19 protein-coding genes are annotated in these 23,832 nt (G+C 46.7%); 14 read left to right on the forward strand and 5 right to left on the reverse strand.

The window, feature by feature from the left end:
* On the forward strand, nt 1–1,357 hold a 1,357-nt coding region (locus KKE17_00905; protein ID MBU1708540.1), incomplete at its 5' end, for a response regulator.
* 199 nt (nt 1,358–1,556) lie between these two features.
* Here KKE17_00905 and rfaE2 read toward each other — a convergent pair.
* Together rfaE2 and KKE17_00915 are read right to left on the reverse strand one after the other, a co-directional pair.
* Nucleotides 1,557–2,834: a D-glycero-beta-D-manno-heptose 1-phosphate adenylyltransferase gene (gene rfaE2, locus KKE17_00910; GenBank protein ID MBU1708541.1), complete on the reverse strand. Its 1,278-nt coding sequence runs from the start codon at nt 2,832–2,834 to the stop codon at nt 1,557–1,559.
* An 89-nt stretch (nt 2,835–2,923) separates the two neighbouring features.
* Nucleotides 2,924–5,368 carry a hypothetical protein gene (locus KKE17_00915; GenBank protein MBU1708542.1) on the reverse strand — a complete coding sequence of 815 codons (2,445 nt, stop codon included), beginning with the start codon at nt 5,366–5,368 and terminating at the stop codon, nt 2,924–2,926.
* A 386-nt stretch (nt 5,369–5,754) separates the two neighbouring features.
* Here KKE17_00915 and KKE17_00920 point away from each other — a divergent pair, with 386 nt between their 5' ends.
* The 6 genes from KKE17_00920 (at nt 5,755) to KKE17_00945 (ending at nt 12,741) form a co-directional block, all read left to right on the forward strand.
* Nucleotides 5,755–7,677 (forward strand): DUF4445 domain-containing protein, encoded by a 1,923-nt coding sequence (locus KKE17_00920; protein MBU1708543.1) that lies wholly within the window; start codon nt 5,755–5,757, stop codon nt 7,675–7,677.
* Nucleotides 7,678–7,761: 84 nt separating this feature from the next.
* Nucleotides 7,762–8,496 carry a glycosyltransferase family 2 protein gene (locus KKE17_00925; protein ID MBU1708544.1) on the forward strand — a complete coding sequence of 245 codons (735 nt, stop codon included), beginning with the start codon at nt 7,762–7,764 and terminating at the stop codon, nt 8,494–8,496.
* Between the two features lie 273 nt (nt 8,497–8,769).
* Nucleotides 8,770–9,663: a dihydropteroate synthase gene (locus KKE17_00930; protein MBU1708545.1), complete on the forward strand. Its 894-nt coding sequence runs from the start codon at nt 8,770–8,772 to the stop codon at nt 9,661–9,663.
* A gap of 134 nt (nt 9,664–9,797) precedes the next feature.
* Nucleotides 9,798–10,376 (forward strand): type I restriction enzyme HsdR N-terminal domain-containing protein, encoded by a 579-nt coding sequence (locus KKE17_00935; GenBank protein MBU1708546.1) that lies wholly within the window; start codon nt 9,798–9,800, stop codon nt 10,374–10,376.
* Nucleotides 10,377–10,553: 177 nt separating this feature from the next.
* On the forward strand, nt 10,554–11,897 hold the full coding sequence (locus KKE17_00940) for a 3-deoxy-7-phosphoheptulonate synthase class II (protein ID MBU1708547.1): 1,344 nt from the start codon (nt 10,554–10,556) through the stop codon (nt 11,895–11,897).
* A gap of 1 nt (nt 11,898) precedes the next feature.
* Nucleotides 11,899–12,741, forward strand: a complete 843-nt coding sequence (locus KKE17_00945; GenBank protein MBU1708548.1) for an RluA family pseudouridine synthase — start codon at nt 11,899–11,901, stop codon at nt 12,739–12,741.
* 16 nt (nt 12,742–12,757) lie between these two features.
* Here the strand turns inward: KKE17_00945 and KKE17_00950 are convergent, their stop codons facing one another.
* Nucleotides 12,758–13,372: a hypothetical protein gene (locus tag KKE17_00950; protein ID MBU1708549.1), complete on the reverse strand. Its 615-nt coding sequence runs from the start codon at nt 13,370–13,372 to the stop codon at nt 12,758–12,760.
* Nucleotides 13,373–13,505: 133 nt separating this feature from the next.
* Nucleotides 13,506–14,117: a YceI family protein gene (locus KKE17_00955; GenBank protein MBU1708550.1), complete on the reverse strand. Its 612-nt coding sequence runs from the start codon at nt 14,115–14,117 to the stop codon at nt 13,506–13,508.
* 362 nt (nt 14,118–14,479) lie between these two features.
* Here KKE17_00955 and KKE17_00960 point away from each other — a divergent pair, with 362 nt between their 5' ends.
* From KKE17_00960 to mtnA, 5 genes are all read left to right on the forward strand, one after another.
* A complete protein-coding gene (locus tag KKE17_00960) occupies nt 14,480–14,689 on the forward strand; it encodes a dodecin family protein (GenBank protein MBU1708551.1) in 210 nt (69 codons plus the stop codon).
* A gap of 23 nt (nt 14,690–14,712) precedes the next feature.
* Nucleotides 14,713–14,889 carry a hypothetical protein gene (locus tag KKE17_00965; protein MBU1708552.1) on the forward strand — a complete coding sequence of 59 codons (177 nt, stop codon included), beginning with the start codon at nt 14,713–14,715 and terminating at the stop codon, nt 14,887–14,889.
* A gap of 32 nt (nt 14,890–14,921) precedes the next feature.
* Nucleotides 14,922–16,265, forward strand: a complete 1,344-nt coding sequence (locus KKE17_00970) for a B12-binding domain-containing radical SAM protein (protein ID MBU1708553.1) — start codon at nt 14,922–14,924, stop codon at nt 16,263–16,265.
* Between the two features lie 4 nt (nt 16,266–16,269).
* Nucleotides 16,270–17,016: a ComF family protein gene (locus KKE17_00975; GenBank protein ID MBU1708554.1), complete on the forward strand. Its 747-nt coding sequence runs from the start codon at nt 16,270–16,272 to the stop codon at nt 17,014–17,016.
* Between the two features lie 341 nt (nt 17,017–17,357).
* On the forward strand, nt 17,358–18,488 hold the full coding sequence (gene mtnA / locus KKE17_00980; protein MBU1708555.1) for an S-methyl-5-thioribose-1-phosphate isomerase: 1,131 nt from the start codon (nt 17,358–17,360) through the stop codon (nt 18,486–18,488).
* Nucleotides 18,489–18,608: 120 nt separating this feature from the next.
* On the opposite strand, the gene KKE17_00985 is transcribed toward mtnA, so the two are convergent.
* Nucleotides 18,609–19,646, reverse strand: a complete 1,038-nt coding sequence (locus KKE17_00985; GenBank protein MBU1708556.1) for a beta-lactamase family protein — start codon at nt 19,644–19,646, stop codon at nt 18,609–18,611.
* 514 nt (nt 19,647–20,160) lie between these two features.
* Here KKE17_00985 and dnaN point away from each other — a divergent pair.
* Nucleotides 20,161–21,291, forward strand: a complete 1,131-nt coding sequence (gene dnaN / locus KKE17_00990; GenBank protein MBU1708557.1) for a DNA polymerase III subunit beta — start codon at nt 20,161–20,163, stop codon at nt 21,289–21,291.
* A 94-nt stretch (nt 21,292–21,385) separates the two neighbouring features.
* Nucleotides 21,386–23,782 (forward strand): DNA topoisomerase (ATP-hydrolyzing) subunit B, encoded by a 2,397-nt coding sequence (gene gyrB / locus KKE17_00995; protein MBU1708558.1) that lies wholly within the window; start codon nt 21,386–21,388, stop codon nt 23,780–23,782.
* The last annotated feature ends 50 nt before the right edge of the window (nt 23,783–23,832 follow it).

The following is a 23,832-nucleotide window of genomic DNA, read 5'->3' on the forward strand; positions in this document are numbered from 1 at the left end:
CAAAATCAAGTATGCAAAAATTCTGGAAAAAAACCTCGGAATGGTTGACACGGTGTGGATGCGCAAAGACGGAACGCTCATGGATGTCCATCTTCAGTCGGCCCCGCTTACTCCGGGCGATTTGTCAACCGGTGTAACATTCACCGCCCTGGATATTACCGACCGAAAAAAAGCCGAAGAAGACAAGCGTAAAATGGAACTGCAGATCCAGCATGTTCAAAAACTAGAAAGCCTGGGAGTTCTTGCCGGCGGCATTGCCCACGATTTCAATAATATTCTGATGACCATCCTCGGTAATGCTGACCTTGCAGTTTCCGACCTTTCTCCTGCATCCCCTGCATATATAAATCTCATTGAAATAGAAAAGGCTTCACGCAGAGCCGCCGATCTTTGCAAGCAGATGCTCGCCTACTCCGGCCACGGCAAATTTATCTCCCAGCCCCTGGATCTGTCGACGGTTATTTCCGAAATGAACCATATGCTTGAGGTTTCTATTTCCAAACATGTGGTCCTGAAATATCAACTGACGGAAAACCTTCCGGCGGTCCTCGGCGACGCAAACCAGATCAACCAGATCATAATGAATCTGGTGGTTAATTCTTCCGAAGCAATTGAAAAAAATAGCGGCGTGGTGTCCATATCCACTGGCGCCATGGAATGTGACCGGAAATATCTCACCGAAACATACCTTGATGACAACCTGCCAGAGGGTATCTATTGTTACATTGAAATCGCCGATACCGGCTGCGGCATGGAAAAAGACATCATCGCCAAATTCTTTGACCCATTTTTTTCAACAAAATTCGCTGGTCGCGGCCTTGGGATGTCAGCGGTCCTGGGCATTGTCCGGGGACATAAAGGCGCACTCAAGGTTTACAGCGAGCCCCGCCGAGGAACCACTATCAAGGTCCTCTTCCCGGCACTGGAAGACTCTGTTCCGGCGACAAAAAACAACGAAGACCTTGAAATAGTCAAGTGGCGTGGACACGGAACAGTTCTGCTTGTAGATGACGAGGAAACCATCCGCACCCTTGGCAAGAAAATGCTTGAACGCATTGGTTTTTCGGTTCTGGTGGCAAAGGACGGCAGAGACGCGGTGAATGTTTACAAACAGTTTGAATCCGAAATCGATTGTGTCCTCACGGATCTCACCATGCCGCACATGGATGGAGAAGTTGCCTTTCGCGAGCTTCGAAAGATTAACCGCAATGTTCGGGTTATCCTGTCAAGCGGCTACAACGAACAGGATGTAACAGAGAAATTTGTCGGCAAAGGTCTTGCCGGGTTTATTCAAAAGCCATATACCCTTGCCCTGCTCCGCGAGGCAATGCAGAAAATATTTCAGAACCAGGAATAAACTGCCCCGCGGCAGATAAGAGCAAGACTTCGATCCTCGGGGTATCAGGAGTCAGGAGGCAGAAGCCAGGAGTCAGAATAAAAATCAACCGCGTAGCGTTTTTTAAGGTTTTCTCCTGACTTATGACTTCTAAAAGTTTTACTCGGTTCCCGCGTTGTATGGTTGCCAAAAATTCGCGGCAAGCCACAGGCTCTGCACCCTAATTCCCCTGCATTTTCCTTATTATTTCGGTGGTGGAAAAATCAGCAACCAGGGGGATGTTGACTACCTTGCCGCCGCCTTCAATGACCTCTTTCGCGCCGACTATTTTTTCCAACGGCCAGTCCGCTCCCTTTACCAGAACATCGGGCTTGAGCCTGGTTATCAGGTTCAAGGGCGTATCATCATCAAATATCACCACATGATCCACACACCCAAGTGCGGCAAGAACCCTGGCGCGACTTTCCTGCCGGTTCACCGGTCGAGTCGGCCCCTTTATGGATTGTACGCTTTTATCACTGTTCAACCCGACAACAAGACAACTCCCCTGCCGGCGTGCGGCTTCGAGATAGGTCACATGTCCCTGGTGTAGAATATCAAAACAGCCGTTGGTAAAAACAACGCTTCGGCCGATTTTTCTGTATTGATCCATTACAGCGCATACTGTTTCCACCGAGCTGATTTTCTCGCGGTCCGGCATTGAATAGTCAACAGCTGAAACAGTATTAAATCTATTCCGCACCTCTTCCACAAACCCTTGTGACAACTGTGCCCCAAGAGCTGTTTCTTCTTTGCCGGCTTCAACAAGTATCGAGCCGTCCGGAGCGATTATCATGGAATTGCCGGCAAAGGTTGTCGAGCCTGTTTTCCCGCACCGGTTACAGGCAATCACATACACCTGATTTTCAATTGCCCGCGCCCTTGCAAGGGTCAGCCAGTGGTCTTTTCTGGCTTCAGGCCACTGGCCGCTGAGCACCAGAAGCGCCGCCCCCTGCGCTACCTGACTTCTTGCCAGATCGGGAAACCGCAGGTCATAACAGACAAGGCAGGCGATCAACCCCAGTTCCGTCGATATGGGCCGGGGGAAAAAACCCCTGGAAAAATGTTTTTCCTCCTCCATGAGCGGGAACAGGTGCTGCTTTCGAAAGCTGCCGATTAGTCCGCCTGCGTCAACCAGATAAAGGGTATTATAAAAAAAACCGTCTTCGTGCTCCGGCAAGGACCCGGCAATAATGATCTTGTGTTCTGCAGCAAGATCCTGCACCGCCTGTAAAACTTCAGGTGTTTTTACAGCCAGTGAGGAAAGATTTTCATAATCAAATCCTGTGGCCCATAATTCCGGAAGCACAACCATTCCAGGACTGGACGGCCGCAAGTCCTTTAATCCTTTTCTGACCGCAGCAATATTTTCCTCGATGGCCCCGAGCCGGACATCAAGCTGCACGAATCCCGCGAAATAAGAACCGGAGGTGCTCTTTTTTTCTAAAGACTGCTGCATACCTTTTTCCTAATATTTGTTGTGCATGTTGGAATTCTAAAGGCAATTAGTGTCTTTCCAGAAATAAGGCCTTTATGGGCAGGCACAAATTACCGGCCGTATTCATCATGACAATCCGCACAGTTCTCATGCCGAATCGGTTTATAAAGGCCCTTGTCGTGACATTTTTTACAGGCAGTCCTGATGTGAATTTTGTCAATTTTATATACCGAATGCTTATTATGATCAAAGAGCAAGGATTTGCCCTTCCAACCGGAAGTACTGTGGCATTTATCACAATCAGTTCCTATTTGTCCTGTATGCGGGTCTTTATGACATACCAGGCAACTTTTGAGAAAAACCTCCAGCGTCTTCGGCCCGATGCTTCTCACTGATTTTTTATTATGGCACTCAAGACATTTCACCTTTTCATGGAGGCCGGTAAGCGGATATTTTGCATGCTTTTGATGACTGAAATCCGGTTTCTTGGGAGGCCATGGCCCGGTTGAGTGACAAAGCAGGCAATCTTTACCGTATTCATCCTCCGGCTTATGGGGATCTTTATGGCAGTCATCGCAGTCCTCTGTTTTAAACCCGACAAATTTTGCCTTGCCCAGAGGATCGCCCTCTTTTTCAGGCTTGTGACAAACAATACATTTAACCTTTATGTGCTCGCCGGTCAGTGGATAGCGGGAATCAGTGTCATGATCAAAACGTACTTCTTCGCCCACCCAACTCTTTATCGAATGACATTTTTCGCATTTTTTATCCAATGTAGACTTGTGCGGGTCTTCATGACAGGCAATGCATTCGGTTCCAATACCAATAAATTTTACTGTCCCCAGGTTTTTCCCGGGCGCCGGCTTATGACATTCAACACACTTTACCTTTGCATGCTTGTCCTTGAGGCGGTATTTCGAATCAGTATCATGATTAAAGGTGACATCCTTGCCAACCCAGCTGGAATCGTTATGGCAGTTTTCACAATACTTGCCTAACTCCTTGTTATGAATATCCTTATGACAGGACACACAGTCCCTGGACAGTCCTCGATATATTGCGTCACCCTGACTTCCGTCACTTTTCTTGGGTTGATGGCAGAGCTCACATTTAACGGTTTCATGTTTGCCTTTCAAGGAATACCGGGAATCCCGATTATGATCAAAATTGATCTTTCCGTCTTTGCCTTTCCAGCTATGCATGGTATGGCAGTTCTCACAGAGATCACCCAGGCCTCCCTTGTGGAAATCCTTGTGGCACGAAATACATGCATAAGAAAGTCCTCGCAGTTTCGCCTTGCTTAAAGGATCTCCTTTCTTCAGCGGCTTATGACAATCGGCGCATTTGACCTCAACATCCTTGGAGGTCTTGACATGCCCCCCTTTCAAGGGATATTTCGAATCCCTGTCATGGTCAAACCTTACATCACCACCTTTCCAGGTTTTAATATTATGACAGGTATCACAAACATTGCCGAATTCATTTTTATAATGGGGATCCTCGTGGCAGTCTGTACAAAATGCATAATCGAAGCCGAGATAGTAAACGCCGCCCCGGTTTGTCTTGCCTTTGCGCTTATGGCATGCATCACATTTTACTTTCGGGTCCGCATGCTTGTCTACAAGCTTGTAAGCCGCCAGAGCATGATTAAATTTTAAGGGGTTAAAGGGAATAATAGAAGCGCTAAGTCCGGGATGCTCTTTGTGGCAATTCCTGCAATTACCCTCAAAAAGACCGTGATAACCGCTCTTGGTGTCCCGCCGCGCCTTGATGATCTTGTGACATTCCAGACATCTCTCGTCTTTTAAACTCCCCGTATAATCATGACACTTTGAACAATCGCCTACTAATTCTTTTATTCTATGACCTTTGGACAGCTCAAGGGGCCGGATAAAATTAACAAAAGCCTTTCCCTGAGAGGCCTTTTGTCCCTGATTGAAGAAGAAAAAACCACCCACACCAATGAACACGGTAACAAAGAAACAGAAAAGCTCCACCTTGAGATACGCGCCGATGGGCTGTTTCTTTGATATGGGGTACTTGAAAGTGATGAAGAGATGGCCAATCACCATGGACATGGTCATAAAGAAAAAGACGACATGAACATACCAGAATATCAGGATGGAAGCCCAAAACCACATGGCAAACCCGCTGATAACAAACCCGAGGCACCCGCCAATCACCAGCAACAGATTGACCTTCTGCCGGGTTTTATAGACCCGGTTGTCGGTAATCAGCTGGTTCGGATTAATAATGCTCTTAAGGGAACACTTAAACCAAAGAAGATCTGCTTTACCCCACGAAAAAAGTCCTTGGAATGCTGCCTTGTGAAACTTAAACCCAATAACAATCACCATTGCCGTGAGGAGCACCATCCAGAAAAGCGAGGCGATCTTGTGAATATTCACCCACATCATAAAGGATGCGGAATCAATATTCCAGAACCTGCTGAAAAAGAGCATGCCTCCGGATACAGCAAGGGCCATAAAAGGAATACCCGGAAGGATATGGGTTATTATAAATCGTTTAATGCGTTGCTTAACAGTCAAAGCCATTGAAAAAACCTCGTCCTTACCAGAAACTTAACTTTTAATAATGTTTGTAACGGCTGCCATGAATTTCTTTCGGCGCTTGTATATGGGTAGAACCACAAGCTATTAAATTCTGCGGAGTGTATAACGGTGCTGACAATTATTGTATTCAATAATTACATGAGGTTAGAAGCCGCTTCGTCTGTCGGGAGGAAAACTCCCCTCTGACCCATGATCCACATATTCTTCGGCCGGCAATTTTATAATCCGATGCATAACGATGGATCACATCCAAAAAAGGAATATTGACAAGCCCTCACATCTTGCTATCTTGTATGTCTTTATTCATGGCACTTTACAGCAAAATTAAAAAAGGTGCATGTTCAATTAACTATTAAGAAACGAGCCCCATGACACGATCCATCCATTTTTTACCCGACAATGTTACAATCAACGTGGAGGAAGGAGAAAACCTCCTCTCTGCCGCTGCAAATGCCGGGGTGTATATCCATGCATATTGCGGCGGTGACGGGGTTTGCGGAAAATGCCAGGTCATTGTCGAACAGGGTGAAGTTTCATGCGGCAGCAAAGCAAAGACCGCTAAAGATGAAAAAGTAAAACTTGCATGCCAGTCTTTTGTTGTATCCGACCTTGTGGTGCGGGTGCCGGAAGAAACCAAAGAAGACGGCAAAGCCCTCAAGCGCAAGCCCAAAACAACTCGATCCATTTCCGCAAGATCACTTGAAGCCCTGATCGGTAAATGGGACGTGGCACCGCCGGTTGAAAAACGCTTCATCAAGCTCACTCCCCCGACCATCGAAGACAACATTCCAGATCTTCAGCGCCTGCTGCACGCCATCCGCAAAGGCTGCCATGACTGTGCAGAACCAACCTATGACCACCCTGAACTTCTGAAAGAACTTCCCTTTATTCTCCGTGAGGCAAACTGGGAAGTAACCATCATTCTTCTCCGCGGCAAAAGGGCTGAAGAACCGGACCGGATTATCGCAATTGAGCCGGGAGATACAACCGGCAACCTCTTCGGCCTGGCCGTTGATATCGGCACCACCACCATCTGCGGCGTACTCATTGATCTGAACAACGGCAAGGTGATTGCCGAAGCCTCTGCCTATAATGAACAGATTATCTACGGCGAAGACGTGATTTCCCGTATTATCTACTCTCAACGCCCCGGAGGCTTGAAAGCCCTGCAAAACAAAGTTGTCAGGACTATCAATCAGGTAATAGAATCGGTCTGCAAAAAAGTTATCATCAGCCCTAGCGACATCAGCTATATTATGGCAGCGGGCAATACAATCATGAGCCATCTGCTCCTGGCACTGGATCCGAAATTCTTAAGGGAAGCGCCATATGTACCTACCTGCAGCCAGTTCCCTTTGACAAGAGCCGCAGGCCTTGGCGTCTATGCGCATCCTTCGGTGCGCCTCTTCCTGTATCCTTCCGTTGCAAGCTATGTCGGCGGTGATATCATTTCCGGCGTTCATGCCTGCCAGATGCATAAAAGCCCCAAAATAACCCTGTTCATCGATATCGGCACCAACGGTGAAATCGTTATCGGCAACGAAGAATGGATGGTCTGCACCGCCTGTTCCGCCGGCCCCGCCTTTGAAGGCGGCGGCATCAAGCATGGTATGCGGGCCAGTAAGGGCGCCATAGAAAACTTCCATATCCACCCGGAGACACTGGAGCCGATGATCATCACCATCGCCAGAAGCAAACCCAGAGGAATCTGCGGTTCCGGGCTGATCAGTATTGTCTCTGAATTACTTGAGGCCGGGGTGGTCGATCAACAGGGAAAATTCAACAGAAATCTGGAACATAAAAGGATCAGAACCGGTCTTGACGGTTATGAATACGTCATCGCCTGGTCCAAGGATTCCGGCACCAGAAAGGATATTGTCATCACCGAGGTTGACCTCGACAATCTTATCCGCGCCAAAGGCGCGATGTATGCCGGCTATATGACCCTGCTCGAGTCCGTGGGCATGACCTTCACCGATCTCGATAGAATCATAATGGCAGGAAACTTCGGCGCCTATATTGATCTTGAACGGGCGATCTGCATCGGCCTCCTGCCGGATGTCGACCGCGAAAAATTCTACTATCTCGGCAACGGTTCCCTGCTCGGCGCCCAGATCAGCCTCACCGACCACAACCGCTTTCGTGAACGGATGCAGGTAAGCCGCCTGATGACCAATATGGAGCTTTCTGAAAGCCCGCAGTTCATGACCCATTACATGGCAGCCCTGTTCCTGCCACATACAGATATGAGCCTTTTCCCGTCTGTTTCTCTCAAACTTTCTGAAAGATAAAACGAATCTGTGATACCATTTTCATTCAAAGAGGTAACGAGGCGGCCAACAATGTTAGAATTTGAATGCGAATTGGTATGAGCCATGGAATGCCCCGACTTTTCTGTCTGCACCATCGCCAGAAATCCCATCCGCATCGCTAATTTTCTCAATTCTCTGCAAAGCGCCGCCCAACAGGTTTCTATTGAAATAATTATTATGGAAGGTGTCCCGGGAATCTTCGACGATTCAATGATACGTGAGTTTTCTGAGGTTACCGTACTAAAAACTCCCGGCAACAGACCCGGTGATGCCGGTGCATTAAATTTAGCGGCCCATAAGGCCTGCGGCCGGTACATCGCCTTCCTGGATCAGGATGTTGCCGTTCAACCGGACAGCCTGAGAATCATGGTTGATTTCCTTGACTCCGCGCCGGATACCGGCATCGCCGGACCGTTACACCTCGACCCGCAGGGAATCCGGTTGCCGTCGGCTTTTTCTTTTCCCGGTTCTTTTTCTCTTCTTGGTTTGATGCTTGGCTTTCTTAATCCCTGCACCCTGCACAACAACCTTTTCGAACCCACCGGTTCGCCTGTTAAATCCGACTGGCTGCTCGGTGATTGTTTTTTCATCAGAAAAGACGCAATGGATGAAATCGGCTTTCTTGATGACAGGTTCTGTGGATATTATTGCTTTGTCGATTACTGCCTTCGCGCATCAAAGGCTGGCTGGCATATTCATTTTGTGCCGCGTGCCATCGCCATTCACCATAATTTCCCGGACATGAAGGCTTCGTTCTCCGGCACGTTACGATATATGAAAAAAAATTGGTTCTTTTAATGCAATCTTTTCGGATTGGATCAACCGGCGAGCTTTTCAATGTATTTACGCCACTTCGAGAGAATAAAACGCACATTTATCCCAATGTAGGCGTTTTTCTTACCGTAAAATACGGTTGATGGTTGACATCCCTTCATATTAACGCTATTTTTTCTCGCTTTACCCCGTGATGATTCAGGGTCTTTTTACCCGCAGGGCATAAATAATTCACCTCCGACTTATCTCCGGGGGAAACGATATATCTGAACAGCAACAAGCACAAGGAGAATACAAATGACCAAAATTTTAGCAATTGCAGAAAGCATCAATATCATGGGAAACAGAAGCGGCGCCGCGATGAAGGAAAGAAATCCCGCTCCTGTCCAGGAAATGGCTAAAGAAGAAGCCGCAGCGGGCGCAGCTTACCTTGATCTCAACATCGGGCCGGCAAGAAAAGACGGCACCGAACTCATGCCGTGGATTGTCGAAACGGTTCAGGCCGTCGTTGCTACGCCTTTATGCCTTGACACCACCAACACCGATGCCATGGCCGCGGGCTTCAAGGTTGTAAAAAACAAAGCTGATGCGATCATGAACTCCATCTCCGCCCAGCCCGAAAGAATGCAGAAGCTGATTCCCGTGGCCGCAGAAGCCGGTTGCAATGTTGTCGCCCTGCTCTGGGGTCCGGACGGCATGCCCCGCGACTCAAACGAACGCGCCTCCATGTCCGTTGACCTGATGATGGCCCTTGCCGAAGCAGGCATACCCAATGAAAAAATGCTCTTCGATCCAATTGCCACGCCGATTACCCTTGGAACGGATCAGATCAACGCCGCTTTTGAATTCCTTAGCATGGTCCCGGACATCGCCCCCGGCGCCGGTTCAACCATCGGTCTTTCCAATGTTTCCAACGGTGTGGCGGATCATCTTCGTAAATACCTTGACCGAACCTACCTCATCATGCTGATGAAGCACGGTCTTACCACCGCAATTGTCAATTCTTATGATGCAGAACTGATGGCCATTGCTTCCGGCCAGCGCCAGAATCTTACCGACCTGGTCTTTGGGCTTATGGACGGCAATGATCCCGGCACCGCAGGCCTTTCCGAGTCAGAGCTTCAGCATTACAAAACCTTTAAGTGCCTGTCCGGTCAAACCCTGTTTTCCGAGTCCTGGCTGGAGCTGTAATCTAACTGCTCAGGTCCGGGGCTCCCTGCAGTCTCCCGGCTGAACAACCTGCATATTCCGGAATCACGGGGGCTCTTTTGGGCCCCCTTTTTCTTTTGCTTTGCTTTTCCAGAAGGAAAATATACAGTTCAAATATGGCTGATATCCCTTCACACCACATAATCTACGGCACCTTGACTGATTTTATCACCGGAGAGGAAATCGTTGATACCGACGACGAACGGATCCGCCAGGAGCTTGGCCGCTTTCTGGTTCATTCTCTCGGATATGACAAAACAGACCTGGAGCCGAGGCATACAATTGAAACCCTGTTTGCCGGGCAATTTGTGATTTCAACCATTGATTTTATTGTCAGCGTTTCAGGAAAAAGATTCATGATTCTCCGTTACGGCCCGGGGTCCCTGGTAACAAGGGAACGCCCGGCCTTGGCTGCGGCGCGGGTCCTTGATTCCTCTGTTCAGTTGCCCATCACCGTGGTGACCAACGGTCAGGATGCTGAAATCCTTGACACCTACACCGGAAAAGTCCTGCTGCAGGGCCTTGACTCCATTCCTTCAAAAGCTGCGGCGGCATCATTGATCAAAACATTACAATTTTTGCCGTTGACTGATTCAGGGAAAAAAGAAAGAGAACTGCGAGTTCTCAATGCTTTTGATGTGGAAGTGTGTTGTGCGGGTGGGCCTTGCGCCCTGCCCGGTGCTAAAGAAGGGTGAGGAGCGAGGAGTGAGGAGTGAGGAGTGAGGAGTGAGGAGTGAGGAGTGAGGAGTGAGGAGTGAGGAGTGAGGAGTGAGGAGTTGATTCTACTTGGCAGTAGTTCCCTGTCAAGAGTTGATAGATAAAAATTTTCGAGTGGCTGTATTGCTACAATATTAAAAGAGGATATACAAACGATGAGCCAATCATCCTGGAGCAACTCAAGCTGGCAGAATTTTCCGGCTATGCAGCAACCCAAGTGGCCGGATCAGGAAGAATACAACACGATTATGGAGGAGCTGTCAAAACTCCCGCCCCTGGTCTTTGCCGGTGAAATCCGCACCTTGAAAAAACAACTGGCCATGGCCGCCGAAGGAAAGGCTTTCCTGCTACAGGGTGGAGACTGTGCCGAGGCATTCACCAATTGTACTGCACCGGGGATCAGGGAAACCCTGAAAGTCATCCTGCAGATGACGGTGATTCTCGCCTATGTGGGCGGCAAACCCGTTGTCAAAGTCGGGCGCATAGCCGGTCAATACGCTAAACCCCGATCCTCGGATACCGAAATTATTAACGGCGTTGAGATGCCCAGCTACCGTGGGGACATGGTCAACAGTTCAGAGCCCATCCCTGAAGCCAGAAAGCCTGATCCCAAAAGAATCCTCAAAGGCTATCTGCTTGCCGCAGCCACAATGAATATCCTCAGGGCTTTCACCCGGGGCGGTTATGCCGCTTTGGAACGGGTTCATGCCTGGAATAATGAATTTGTAAAAAACTCTCCCCAGGGCCGTTTGTACGACAAGGTTGCCCGGGACATTGACAACGCTTTGAACTTCATGCGCGTCGTGGGGTTGGACACCGATGTGCCGCAACTGAACCAGGCGACCTTTTTCACCTCCCACGAAGCGCTGCTTCTGGGATATGAGCAAGCCATGACCCGTTGCGATTCAACCACCGGCGACTGGTACGACTGCAGCGCCCACATGTTGTGGATCGGCGACCGGACCAGGCAGCTTGACGGCGCCCATGTGGAATTTCTGCGGGGCGTGCTGAATCCCTTAGGCATAAAGATCGGCCCCACCCACGATATTGATCAGATAAAACGGATATTCAGTCGATTGAACCCGGAAAACGAACCCGGCAGGTTAACAGTAATCACCAGGTTCGGCGCTGAGCGCATCGGCGACTATCTCCCTCATCTCACCCGAGAAATGAATAAAGAAGGCTTCAACCTGGTGTGGAGTTGCGACCCCATGCACGGCAACACCTATACGGCTGAAAGCGGCCACAAGACAAGAAATTTCGACAAAATCCTCCAGGAAATCCGCACGTTTTTCGAAATTCACTGGGCGGAAGGCACCATCCCGGGCGGCGTGCATTTTGAGCTGACCGGCGAAAACGTCTCCGAATGCACTGGTGGCGGCCGGGACATCAAGGACGCGGATCTGAGCAGAATGTACCTCACCAACTGTGATCCTCGGCTTAATGCGGAGCAAAGCCTTGAACTGGCGTTCCAGATTGCAGAGATGATCCGCGGCTGAGATGATGAAAGGCCAGTTATCGATTAAAAAGACACTTTCTGCGGACATTCAGGAAGGCGTCTGCTCTTATCTTGCAAATGAAAGCGGGCTTTCGAAAAGCAGAATCAAAGACGCCATGACCAAGGGCGCTCTCTGGCTTTCCACAGGACGGGGCACAAAAAAACGATTTCGCAAGGCCTCGGCCAACCTTCCCGCAGGTTCAACCCTTGAGCTGTATTACGACGAGCTGCTGCTTCAAAAAACACCGCCACCGGCAAAACTTCTGGCTGATTTTACCCGGTACAGTCTGTGGTATAAACCCTCTGGCCTGTTGAGCCAGGGCACCATGTACGGTGACCATTGCGCGCTTTTGCGCCAGGCGGAACAGCATTTCAACCTCAAAAGACAGGTTTTTCTCATCCACCGCCTTGACCTTGAAACTTCAGGGTTAATTTTGATTGCCCATACCAAAGCTGCGGCAGCCGCCCTCTCAGAACTCTTTCAATCCGGGAAAATTACCAAGAATTACCGTGCCGAGATCACGGGTCGACCCGCCCAGGACAAGGGTACCATCGCTCTTCCTCTGGACGGGAAAACCGCAATAACCGAATATGAAATCATGGGATATGATCCGGAAACCGACTCGTCAACAGTGTTTATCACGATCAGAACAGGGCGCCTCCACCAGATAAGAAGGCATTTTGAAATGATTGGTCATCCGGTGGCGGGAGACCCGAAATACGGCAAAAACAACAAAAACAAGGACGGCTTAAAACTCAGCGCCACCGGCCTGCATTTTGTCTGTCCTCTGACCCGGAAACCGCAGAACTTCAACCTTGAGTCCTTTCCCTCTGCACAACTATAAATTCTTGCTTTACAAATTAATCAGAGCCACACATGACCGGGACCTGCGGCGGCCCAAAAACAATCATCTGGGCAAGGGTCTTTTTCACTTTCGGCAGAACATGCCGCCGGTGGTCAAGAAACTCTGACTCCAGGGCAGCCAGCTCCAGATAGAGCCTGGTTCGGTCAACTCGAGGTGTTTCCTCAACGTCGGCAACCAGCCCCTGACATCGGAAGCAGCCGGGAAATTCCATACCTTTTCCATCCGGCCGCATAAACGACGACGGCACCCCGTGCATCCTGCAGATCATCATCCGGTGAGAATAAAGAATGCAACGCCCCTCCTCGTTGAGCGGACACAGGATCTGCGGTCTTTCTCCCCTGGCGAAATCGGCCTCACTCTGCTTGACATAACCCGCGGCCCTGGCGACAACCTCCAGCCTCTTCTCCTCGGCAAACAGATTCAAACCCTCCCACAGATAGGCCCATTCGATATAGGTGTGGTGAAGAAAAAAACTGTCACAGCAATTATCCGGGCACCCCTGACAGGAAAAACTCAACTGCCGGGCAACGCCGTCATAGGCTTCTTCCATGTACTTATAAAGACCGGCAAGCCGTGAAGAGAGGCTCTGATCAAGCTGTTTTTTTTTCATTATCAGTCCCGGATTAAAGGCGGTGTGATGGGTTCTGTCTTTAAGCAGAATCGCTTTGTACAACAAACAGTCGGATTGTTCATGCCTTTTTCTCACGAACAACCCGGCTGGGTATTACTTTTCTATCTGAATATTATTTGCAGTCCGCCTTGGGCCGAAGCATCTCGACAAACAGCTCTATGGACACCTCGTCACCAACGATACCCATTTGAAAAAACTGCCCGTTTCCCACCTGGTAATCCAAGCGCTTTAAGCTTGTCTGCCCCACCAGACCGCCGACCACGGTGCATTCCATCTTCGGAGACGGGTGGTCCGCTTCCCCTGTGGCGGTAAAAATAAGCGCCAGGTTTTTTGTCACCTGTTTGATTGTCATTTTTCCGTTGGCTTCATACCGATTATTCTTCAGGTCGGTAATTTTTTTACTTACAAAGCGCATTTCCGGATATTTCTCTGCTTCAAAAAAATCAGCCGACCGTAAATGATCATCTCGCTGCTTTATACCGGTATTGATTGACGACACGTTAACGGTAATATCTATTGAACTGTTTTCAAGATCATTGGGATCAAACCGGATCATCCCGGTAAATTCATCAAACCCGCCAACAACCGGCGTGACAATATGCTTTACGGAGAAACGCAGGGCAGAGTGGTCTTTATCGATCTTCCACTCCTGCGCGGCATTTGCGCCGCCAACCAGAAACGCAAACACGAAGGATACTGCAATACTTGTTATTACTCTGTTCATGGCTTTCCTCCTTATCAAAATTTGAACACCACCGATTCAAACAATTTATAAGCAACCGTGCCCTTGTCTTTTTCACTGTATTAATCAAAGCCCGATGAATCAAGGGAATCAACAAGAATAATTTAACTTCTCGATGTGCTGCCTTTTTCGTTATCCTGCACAGTCAGGATGTAAACAGCGCCTTGCTCGTGTCCTCTCCCGGCTAATTAATCATTGTGAAATTAGTGCTGTTTTGTTAGTTGTTGTACTATAATGTGGTTCGGAAAAGTCCCGGCCCAAAACACTTTTCATAGAGTATCTTATGTCATCAGATTATCGGTGGAATCAACAAAACAAACCGCCAGTTTCAAAGGAGACTCCTCATGCCTAAAAGCGTATACCAAATCGTCGAGTTTGTCGGAACAAGCAAAATTTCATGGGAAGATGCCGCAAAAAATGCTATAGATACCGCCCGAAAAAAATACAGTGATTTACGGGTCGCAACCGTAAAAGAGCTCGATATGACCATTGAAGGCGAAATGGTTTCAACCTTTCGCACGAAATTGAATCTCTCTTTTAAATATCATTTGTAGGATTTCCTTTCTCTAAACCCTCAATGCAGGCCCATATCGTTTTCTGCGGCGCCGGCGGCACCAGCCGTGTCAGCGAAATACTTGATACAGGCCTCTCTTTTGTGCTGGTTGAAGGCGACGAGCAGAAAAGTGCCATGGCTGTCCAGGAAACCCATGGCACTTTCCCGGCGACCTGCGGCACAGATATTCGGCACGCATAATTATTCCTTAATGAAGATTTCCAGGTTAATTCATGAAAAAAATTGTCCTCATCTGCCCGGCCTACGGAAATAAACTCCTTGAAAATGTCCGGGTACTCGCTCTGCCCCCCCTGAACCTTGGCCTCCTGGCAGCCCATACCCCGAAACAATTCGATGTGCGGATTGTTGACGAGGCCATGGAGGATATAGATTTTGACACCCCTGCGGATCTTGTGGGAATAACCTGTATGACTCCCATGGCGCCGCGGGCCTATGAAATCGCCACTGAATTCCGCAACCGCGGGGTGCCCGTTGTCCTGGGCGGCATTCATGCCTCCATGCTCCCGGAAGAAGCTGAGCGCTTTGCCGATGCTGTGGTGGTTGGCGAAGGGGAGGAAATATGGCCACAGGTGCTTGCTGATTTCGAAAAAGGAACTTTGCAGAAACGCTATACCGCCAAAACCAGGCCGGACATCACTTTTCTGCCGGCACCACGCCGCGAGTTGTTTGCCCCAGGCTACTTTGTGCAAACAGTACAGACATCCCGGGGTTGTCCTCACAACTGCAAGTTCTGCTCGGTCACCCTTTTTAACGGCGGCCAATGCCGGCTGCGCGACATAGACACGGTTATTGACGAAATAAACGCAATAAAAGATAAACGACTCTTCATCATCGATGACAACATCATCGGCTCAGGAAAGAAATATATCGACCGTGCGTTCAAACTCTTTGACCGCCTCAAGGACACAAAAAAGCAATGGGGCGGGCAGACATGCCTTAATATCGTTGAGCATGACGGTCTGTTGAAAGCCGCGGCAGCCAGCGGCGCCAAGGCCTTTCTCATCGGTTTTGAATCCATCCAGGAAGAAACCCTGTCGGCGTATAACAAAAATGTGAACTTACGGCCGACCACGAAAAATTTCAAAGAAGCCATTAAAAAAATCCACGATCACGGCATCGCCATTGTCGGCGGTTTCATGTTCGGGGCTGACGACCACACCAGCGATACGTTCAAACGAACCCTGGACTTTATCATGGATGCCCAGGTTGATGCAGTCCAGCTCAGTATCCAAACCCCCCTACCGGGCACCGCCCTGTATAAGCAACTGGAGGATGAAGGACGAATTCTGTTAAACGATTACCCCAAGGACTGGGATGCATACAATATTTTTGAGCCGGTATTTCAACCCAAGCACATGACGCCGGAAGAGCTCTACAGCGGCCTGGTCAGCGCCTATGAAACCGTTTCTTCATTCAGGACTTCACTGTTCCGCGGGGTTCGAACGTTTATTAAAACCAAAAGCCTGTTCAGCACCGGGATCTCTTTCTTCTGGAATTACGACAGTTACAAAACAATAACCAAAATTACCCGCCCGAGAATATACAACACTCAATAGCAACATGGATATTGGCATTAAAACTCTTTATTCCGGGGCAATGGACCTTTTGTTTCCCCCTGTCTGTCTTGCCTGCGGGAATACAATTGCCAGTCCCGCCCCCCCCGGAAAACTCCTGTGCGATTCCTGTAATCAGGACATCGATACTGTAAACAATCCGCTGTGTTCGTGTTGCGGACAGGCTTTTTCTCACTCAGCGAGCACGGGGCACACCTGCGGCTTTTGTCTTACCCATAAATGGTATTTTACCAAAGCCCGGGCTCTGGTCCATTATGAAGAGCCCATAAAGGCGGCAATTCATTCGCTAAAATATCGCGGAAAGACCGCCTGGCTGCCTTTTTTTACCTATCTATACAAGAAGATCGGCCTGCCCGACCTTTCAGAACCGGACATCATTCTTCCTGTTCCCCTTCATAAAAACAAACTTAAAGAGCGCGGTTTCAACCAGGCGCAACTCCTTGCAAAAGCCTTTTTTCCGAAACAGAAAAATAAGATTCTCCCGGACATATTAATAAAAATAAAAGACACTGAAGCGCAAACCGGCAAAACCGGCATGGCGCGTCGGGTGAATGTTACGGGCTGTTTTGGGGTCAATCAGAAACACGCGCCGCTACTCACCGGTAAAACGGTACTTCTTGTTGATGATGTATTCACCACAGGAGCAACGGTTAACGAGTGCGCCAGAACCATACAAAAACACCACCCTAAAGACATACAAGTACTCACCCTTGCCCGAGTAAAAACCTCATGACAGGGGTCTCCTTTTTTCAAGATTGCCCTTGAATCTTTCCCAATGAGCATTACCTTTTAAAAATTATTGTTTTTAATAAAATCCAGCCCCCTGAGCCTTGGCTTGCAACAGGATAATTTTTTTAACTAAACCGGAGGCCAACAAGATGAGCACCTTTTCTATAATTTTTTCTTTTCTCATGTGTTTTGCGGGGTTCTTTATTATCCGCCGCTTCTTGAAAGAAGACTGTCCACAATGATTTTTAATTTACGGATCTATAGGTATAGGTCTTGCCACGTACTATATTCTCTCTTTTTTCTATTAACTAATTCCACACGGAAACAGCCTAAAGAGCCTCCAGGATGAAGGTAAACAACAAACAGTATCGCACAATCTGGCCGGATGAAACAAACCCTTCTGTCATAAAAATCATTGATCAGAGACACTTACCTCATGCTTTCGCGGTGGAGGCTTTAACAACTGTTGATGATTTTTACCGGGCCATTAAAGAGATGCATGTCCGGGGTGCAGGACTCATTGGTGCCACCGCCGGTTTTGGCATGTATTGCGCAACCCTTCACGCATCTAACGACGACCCGGAAAAATATATCCTTGCAGCGGCAGCCAAACTTAAACAATCCCGCCCTACAGCGAAAAACCTTTTCTGGGCTGTTGATCGTCAGCTGGCAGCTCTTACCCGGGAGACAACCCTGGCAGGCAAACAGAAAACAGCCCTTGAAACTGCCCGCGAAATTGCTGATGAAGATGCGGCGTTTTGTAAAAACATAGGGCTGCACGGATTAGAAATAATCAAGGAAATCAGCAGAAAAAAACATGGCGCACCGGTGAACATCCTCACCCATTGCAATGCCGGGTGGCTGGCTTTTGTCGATTATGGCTCAGCAACCGCGCCTATTTATGCGGCACACATGGACGGCATTGCTGTGCATGTCTGGGTTGACGAAACCCGACCATGGCTTCAGGGGGCCAAACTGACCGCCTGGGAACTGAAAGAAGAAGGGGTGCCGCACACCCTGATTGCCGACAACACCGGCGGACACCTCATGCAACACGGCATGGTGGACCTGGTTCTTGTCGGCACCGACAGAACAACCAGGACCGGAGATGTTGCAAATAAAATAGGAACCTACCTCAAGGCCCTTGCCGCAAAAGACAACAACGTCCCTTTTTATGTTGCCCTGCCTTCGTCAACCTTTGATTGGGATATTTCCGATGGCCTTTCTGAAATTCCTATCGAGCAGAGGTCTTCTGAGGAATTGTGCTTTATCTCCGGTCTCACAGATAAAGGAACAATCGAAAAAATCCTTGTTCCTCCTCCGGGCACACCTGGAGCAAATTACGGATTTGATGTAACTCCGGCACGGCTCATAACCGGTTTAATTACCGAAAGAGGCGTTACCTCAGCAGATGAAGAATCCATTCTGGCTTTATTTCCAGAACACAAAAACACCTCAACACGAGCATCACGGTGACGGTGTCTTTTTTTTTGATGTACAGGTCTGGTCCGCGAGATCACCACAAAAAAAACTTCTATAATCATCGTATCAATTGCAAATTGTTTTTTGCTGATGAAAAGCGTTTATAGACAGACACTAGATAAGCCCAAGAGAAGAAACCACCGTATCGTGAAACAACGGCCTGAATTCTTTTATTTTATTATTGGCACTTGTCGGATGGATCCTGTTTGTCAAAAGAACAATAATCAAGTCCCTTTCCGGATCAATCCAGAAGGATGTCCCGGTAAAACCAAGGTGGCCTGCGCTTAACCTGGATAAATATTTTCCGGCACTTGAATCTTTGTCTCGCGGGGTATCAAACCCCAAACCCCAGGTTGAATTGTTGCTGTTCTTTTGGCGGGTTAAGGCTTCTTTTAAAGCCCCGACATCATACTCTTTGGGTGCTTCTCTCTCTTTCCATTGCCCCAGTATTCCTTCACAAAAAGTCAACACGCCAGCGACATCTCCGAATAGTCCCGCTTGCCCGGAAACACCCCCAACGGCAGAGGTGTTTTGATCATGAACCTCTCCCTGTAAAACTCTTTTTCGCCATGGACATCTTTCCGTTGCTGCGCATAATATTTTTTTTTCATCACCAAGCTTAAAATCAAGACTTTCAATATGTTTATAAAGTTTTTCCTTTGCAAAAACATTAAGCGGTTTACCTGTTATTTTTTCTATTACTTCTCCCAAAATGAAAAAACCCAGGTCACTGTATATGCTCATTTTTCCGGGGGGCTCTGCTTTTTCTGCCAAAATCCATTGCACTAAAACTCTTTTTCTCTCTTGCTCCTTTATTTTTACAAGCTCTTTAAAATATGGTCGATGATCCGGCAAACCCGATGAATGGTTGAGCAGATGCCGTATGGTTATTTCTTTCTTTTCTTTTTTCACCCCATCGAAACAGGAGCCAAGCCCCTGGTCCAACGATATTTTTTGCTCACTAAGCAACGAAAGCAACGACAGGGTTGTAACCAGGGGTTTTGTCAACGATGCGAGATCATATATCGTCCCCGGTGAAACAAGAGTATATTTTTTCCCTGTACCCATTTTCCCAAAGTTTCCCAAAAAGAGTTGTCTCTTTTCTTTATCCCTAGCAGAGATTCCCACCGTGGCCCCGGGAAAGATCTTCATTTCCATAGCCTTGCAAAAAATATCATCTAGTTCTCTTTTTGTATCCTTGTAAAAAAACGTATCATTCTGCACAGTTACAAACCCTTTTTTTCAAACCTTTTTTGGAGTATTTTTTATTTTGTTTTTTCCCTTTAATATCAACACTTTAAAACACCCAATAAAACCTTTTTTTCTTTTTATAAGCCATTGATATTTTTTCATTTTTACACTATATTCAACAAACAAAAAAATATCTGTTTTCCCTCTTAAATTTAAATAAATATGTGCAAAAAAATGAAAAATTTTTATTGGGCTTTCTCTTTTTTATCATTCTTCTTTTTTTAAAGCCCTGGAAAGATGCGCTGAAAAAATGTTGATAACTTTATTTTCACCTTATCACCCTTTTTTCAACGCTTCTTCTCTTAATATTTTACTAAATAATATTAATAAGTTATTTTGTTTTTTAACATGTCAACAGACTTAATAACAATAAAGTTTTCTATATAAATATATTAATAAAAAAAGGGTGTGAACAATGTCTCTAGCTATTAATATCTCACGAGAAGATTTTCTTGCCGGCCTTTCTCCCATCCAAAACGTCACAGGGAAAAAAGGAACCATAGCTATCCTTTCAAATGTTCTTATTCAGAGTTCCACCGATGCGCTCATCCTCACAGCCACAGATCTTGAAGTAGGTATAAGAAACACTGTTCCGGCAGAAATAATTTCTCCCGGAGCCATTACCCTGCCGGCAAGAAAACTCTTTGAAATAATAAGAGAATCAAACGTAGAAACAATAAACCTCGAAGAATTAGAAAATAACTGGGTAAAAATAAAAGCCAATAAAACAAATTATAATCTTGCAGGAATGCCAGCGGAAGAATTCCCCACTTTTCCAGAATATTCAGAAGAAAACATTGTTGCCGTTGAAAGCAAAATAATTAAAGAACTTATTGATAAAACAATCTTTTCAGTAGCACAAGAAGGAGAAAATCAATTTAATTTAACTGGTGTTCTGGTAGAAAAGAAGGGAAATGAAGATGAGAATTTCATTAGAATGATATCTTCAGATGGTCACAGGTTGACGTTAATGGAAACAGGAATAGAGGGAGATGTAAAAAATATAACTATAGAAAAAAATACAATTATTCCAAGAAAGGGTGTTTTGGAAATAAGAAAATTTTGTGAGGCAAACGAGAAGATAAAAATAGGTTTTGAAAAAAAACAAGCTGTTGTAAAAACAGATAATTCTCTTTTGATAATCAGGTTAATGAATGGAGATTTTCCAGATTACAACAATATAATAAATGTAATTGATAAGGAAAACTATTTCAGGATAGACAAACTGTCTTTTCTCAATTCAATGAAAAGGATGAATCTCTTTACTGAAGACAGGTTTAATGCTGTTAAATTTGATATTCACAAAAAAGTTTTGATTCTTTCTTCACAAAATATGGATATTGGTAACGCTAAAGACGAAATTGATATAGAATTTACAGGAGACTCTTTCACTTTAGGGTTTAACGGAAAATATTTTGTTGATACTCTCCAAGCAATGAACAGCGATGAAATAATAGTATATATAAATTCCGAAGAAAGTCCCTGTCTTCTAAAAGCAGAAGAAGATCCTGGCTTCCTGAGTGTAATAATGCCCATGAAAATTTAAAAAAACGGACTCCTTTTTTAAGAGTCCACCCGTCTCTCTTACCAAAACAGATACAAAATAAATTATTTTTTATAAGAAAAAGAGGAAACAATTAGTGAGTGAAGAAACCGCATACGGTGCAGAACAGATAAAGGTATTAGTCGGCCTTGAAGGTGTACGAAAAAGACCATCCATGTATATAGGAAATACAGCGGAGGAAGGGCTGCATCATCTCGTTTATGAAGTTGTGGATAACAGCATTGACGAGGCCCTTGCCGGGCATTGCTCTTTAATAAAAGTAATAATACATAAAGATAACAGTGTCAGTGTAGAAGACGATGGACGAGGAATACCCGTTGATATGCATCCAACAGAAAAGGTTTCCGCCCTCGAACTGGTTATGTGCACCCTCCACGCCGGTGGAAAATTCGATCATTCGACATATAAGGTTTCCGGTGGATTGCATGGGGTCGGGGTGTCGGTGGTTAATGCCTTAAGTGAAATGACCACCGCCGAGATTCGCAGAAGCGGCCATGTTTATACGCAAACCTATAAGTATGGCATCAAGCAGGGAGATGTCCAGAAAGGCGAGACAACAAACAGAACCGGGACAAAAATTACCTTTAAGCCGGATACTGGTATTTTTACCGAAACCACCGAATACAAATACGAAACCATTCAGGTGCGCCTGAGAGAGCTTGCTTTTCTTAATAAGAACGTAAAAATAACCCTAAAAGACGAACGATCCGGCGCAGAAGATGAATTTCATTATGAAGGCGGGATTGTCTCCTTTGTGGAATATCTTAACAGAAACCGGACGACCATCCACCCAGCCCCTATTTTTATATCAGGAGAAAAAGATCAGATTCAGGTTGAGATAGGGTTTCAATACTTTGACGGATATACAGAAAGGCTTTTTTCTTTTGTAAACAATATTTCTACAAAGGAAGGCGGCACCCATGTCGCCGGAATGAGGGCAGCTCTGACGAAATGTATAAACAGATATGCAAGTGATGACATCGTCCCCAAAAATCTTCGAGAAAAAATGGGAGGCGACGATGTCAGGGAGGGGTTAACCTGCGTTGTTTCCGTCCGTGTTCCGAATCCCCAGTTTGAAGGGCAGACAAAGACCAAGCTGGGAAACAGCGAGGTTCGTTCCATTGTTGAGTCTCTTTTCAATGAAAAGCTTTCCGTTTACCTGGAAAAAAATCCCCAGGACGCTCGTAAAATCCTTGCCAAGGCAGTTGATGCGGCCAGAGCCCGCGAGGCGGCGAGAAGGGCAAAAGAGCTGACCCGGAAAAAAGGCTCCGGGCTTGACCTGCTCATGGCCGGAAAACTTGCCGAGTGCCAGGAAAAAGATCCCAAGAAAAGGGAAATTTTTCTTGTAGAGGGCGATTCGGCGGGAGGCAGTGCAAAACAGGGAAGAGATCGGGCCTGCCAGGCCATTCTTCCTTTGCGTGGTAAAATAATGAATGTTGAGAAAGCCAGGTTTGATAAAATTCTTGGCAGTGAGGAAATAAAACAGATAATAGCAGCCCTTGGCACCGGTATTGGAAAAGATGATTTTGATCCGGAACACCTGCGCTATCACAAAATTATTATAATGACCGATGCTGATGTTGACGGAGCGCACATTCGCACATTGCTTCTTACCTTCTTTTATCGGCAGATGCTGCCCCTGGTAGAAGGCGGTTACGTCTATATCGGTCAACCGCCGCTTTATCGTCTCGGTCGCGGCAAAAAAGAAATATATTTCTTAGATGACGAAGCTTTAAACGCGCATCTCTTTGACCTGGCAAAAGAAAACCTTATTATTAAGATTGTCGAAGACAATGAAACCATAGAAGGAAAGGATCTGGTTGACAACCTCAGAAAATTGTCCGGATATATGAAAATTGTTCAGTATCTTGAGAGGCAGGGTTTTTGGGAGGAAATTGTAACTTTTCTCCTTGAAAGGAACGTTGAAACCGCGGACCAGTTTATAGAGGAACACTTTGTTCAGTCTCTTAAGGATGCACTGTCCAAGAAAAAGCTTGTTCTTGGAAACATCAGGCCATGCCGCTGGAAACCCAGCTGTTATGAGTTTGATGCGGCGATTAAAGGCAAGGCCCATATGGCTATAACCATGGGACCCCAGATACCATTGATTAACGAATACAGGACCGGTCTTCAGGTTTACCCGCAGATAAGTAAATTCATTAATAAAACCTTTGTAGTCGAGTCAAAGGGTTCATTAATTCAGGTTGGAAGTTGGCAGGAACTTCTGACCACTGTTCGCGCCGAGGTGCTTAAAGGGTCATCGATTCAACGCTATAAGGGTCTTGGTGAAATGAACCCGGAACAGCTTTGGGAAACAACCATGAAACCCGAAAACAGGGTGTTGTTGCAGGTTAAAATTGAAGATGCCGCGGCAGCCGACGATATTTTTACCACCCTGATGGGAGATAAGGTAGAGCCCCGGCGTGATTTCATCCAGACCCACGCTCTGGAAGTATCTTCGCTGGATATTTAATTAATGTTTTTAGTTGAGAGTTTAACAAAAAGTTCATAAACAGTGAGCTG

The organism is Pseudomonadota bacterium (genome assembly GCA_018823135.1).
Classification (GTDB): Bacteria; Desulfobacterota; Desulfobulbia; order Desulfobulbales; family CALZHT01; genus JAHJJF01.

What these genes read in the sequence shown, in the direction of transcription:
- rfaE2 (MBU1708541.1), bottom strand. Translation starts at nt 2,834, where the DNA reads ATGCAGCAGTCTTTAGAAAAAAAGAGCACCTCCGGTTCTTATTTCGCG.
- KKE17_00915 (MBU1708542.1), bottom strand. Translation starts at nt 5,368, where the DNA reads ATGGCTTTGACTGTTAAGCAACGCATTAAACGATTTATAATAACCCAT.
- KKE17_00920 (MBU1708543.1), top strand. Translation starts at nt 5,755, where the DNA reads ATGACACGATCCATCCATTTTTTACCCGACAATGTTACAATCAACGTG.
- KKE17_00925 (MBU1708544.1), top strand. Translation starts at nt 7,762, where the DNA reads ATGGAATGCCCCGACTTTTCTGTCTGCACCATCGCCAGAAATCCCATC.
- KKE17_00930 (MBU1708545.1), top strand. Translation starts at nt 8,770, where the DNA reads ATGACCAAAATTTTAGCAATTGCAGAAAGCATCAATATCATGGGAAAC.
- KKE17_00935 (MBU1708546.1), top strand. Translation starts at nt 9,798, where the DNA reads ATGGCTGATATCCCTTCACACCACATAATCTACGGCACCTTGACTGAT.
- KKE17_00940 (MBU1708547.1), top strand. Translation starts at nt 10,554, where the DNA reads ATGAGCCAATCATCCTGGAGCAACTCAAGCTGGCAGAATTTTCCGGCT.
- KKE17_00945 (MBU1708548.1), top strand. Translation starts at nt 11,899, where the DNA reads ATGATGAAAGGCCAGTTATCGATTAAAAAGACACTTTCTGCGGACATT.
- KKE17_00950 (MBU1708549.1), bottom strand. Translation starts at nt 13,372, where the DNA reads ATGAAAAAAAAACAGCTTGATCAGAGCCTCTCTTCACGGCTTGCCGGT.
- KKE17_00955 (MBU1708550.1), bottom strand. Translation starts at nt 14,117, where the DNA reads ATGAACAGAGTAATAACAAGTATTGCAGTATCCTTCGTGTTTGCGTTT.
- KKE17_00960 (MBU1708551.1), top strand. Translation starts at nt 14,480, where the DNA reads ATGCCTAAAAGCGTATACCAAATCGTCGAGTTTGTCGGAACAAGCAAA.
- KKE17_00965 (MBU1708552.1), top strand. Translation starts at nt 14,713, where the DNA reads ATGCAGGCCCATATCGTTTTCTGCGGCGCCGGCGGCACCAGCCGTGTC.
- KKE17_00970 (MBU1708553.1), top strand. Translation starts at nt 14,922, where the DNA reads ATGAAAAAAATTGTCCTCATCTGCCCGGCCTACGGAAATAAACTCCTT.
- KKE17_00975 (MBU1708554.1), top strand. Translation starts at nt 16,270, where the DNA reads ATGGATATTGGCATTAAAACTCTTTATTCCGGGGCAATGGACCTTTTG.
- mtnA (MBU1708555.1), top strand. Translation starts at nt 17,358, where the DNA reads ATGAAGGTAAACAACAAACAGTATCGCACAATCTGGCCGGATGAAACA.
- KKE17_00985 (MBU1708556.1), bottom strand. Translation starts at nt 19,646, where the DNA reads ATGAAGATCTTTCCCGGGGCCACGGTGGGAATCTCTGCTAGGGATAAA.
- dnaN (MBU1708557.1), top strand. Translation starts at nt 20,161, where the DNA reads ATGTCTCTAGCTATTAATATCTCACGAGAAGATTTTCTTGCCGGCCTT.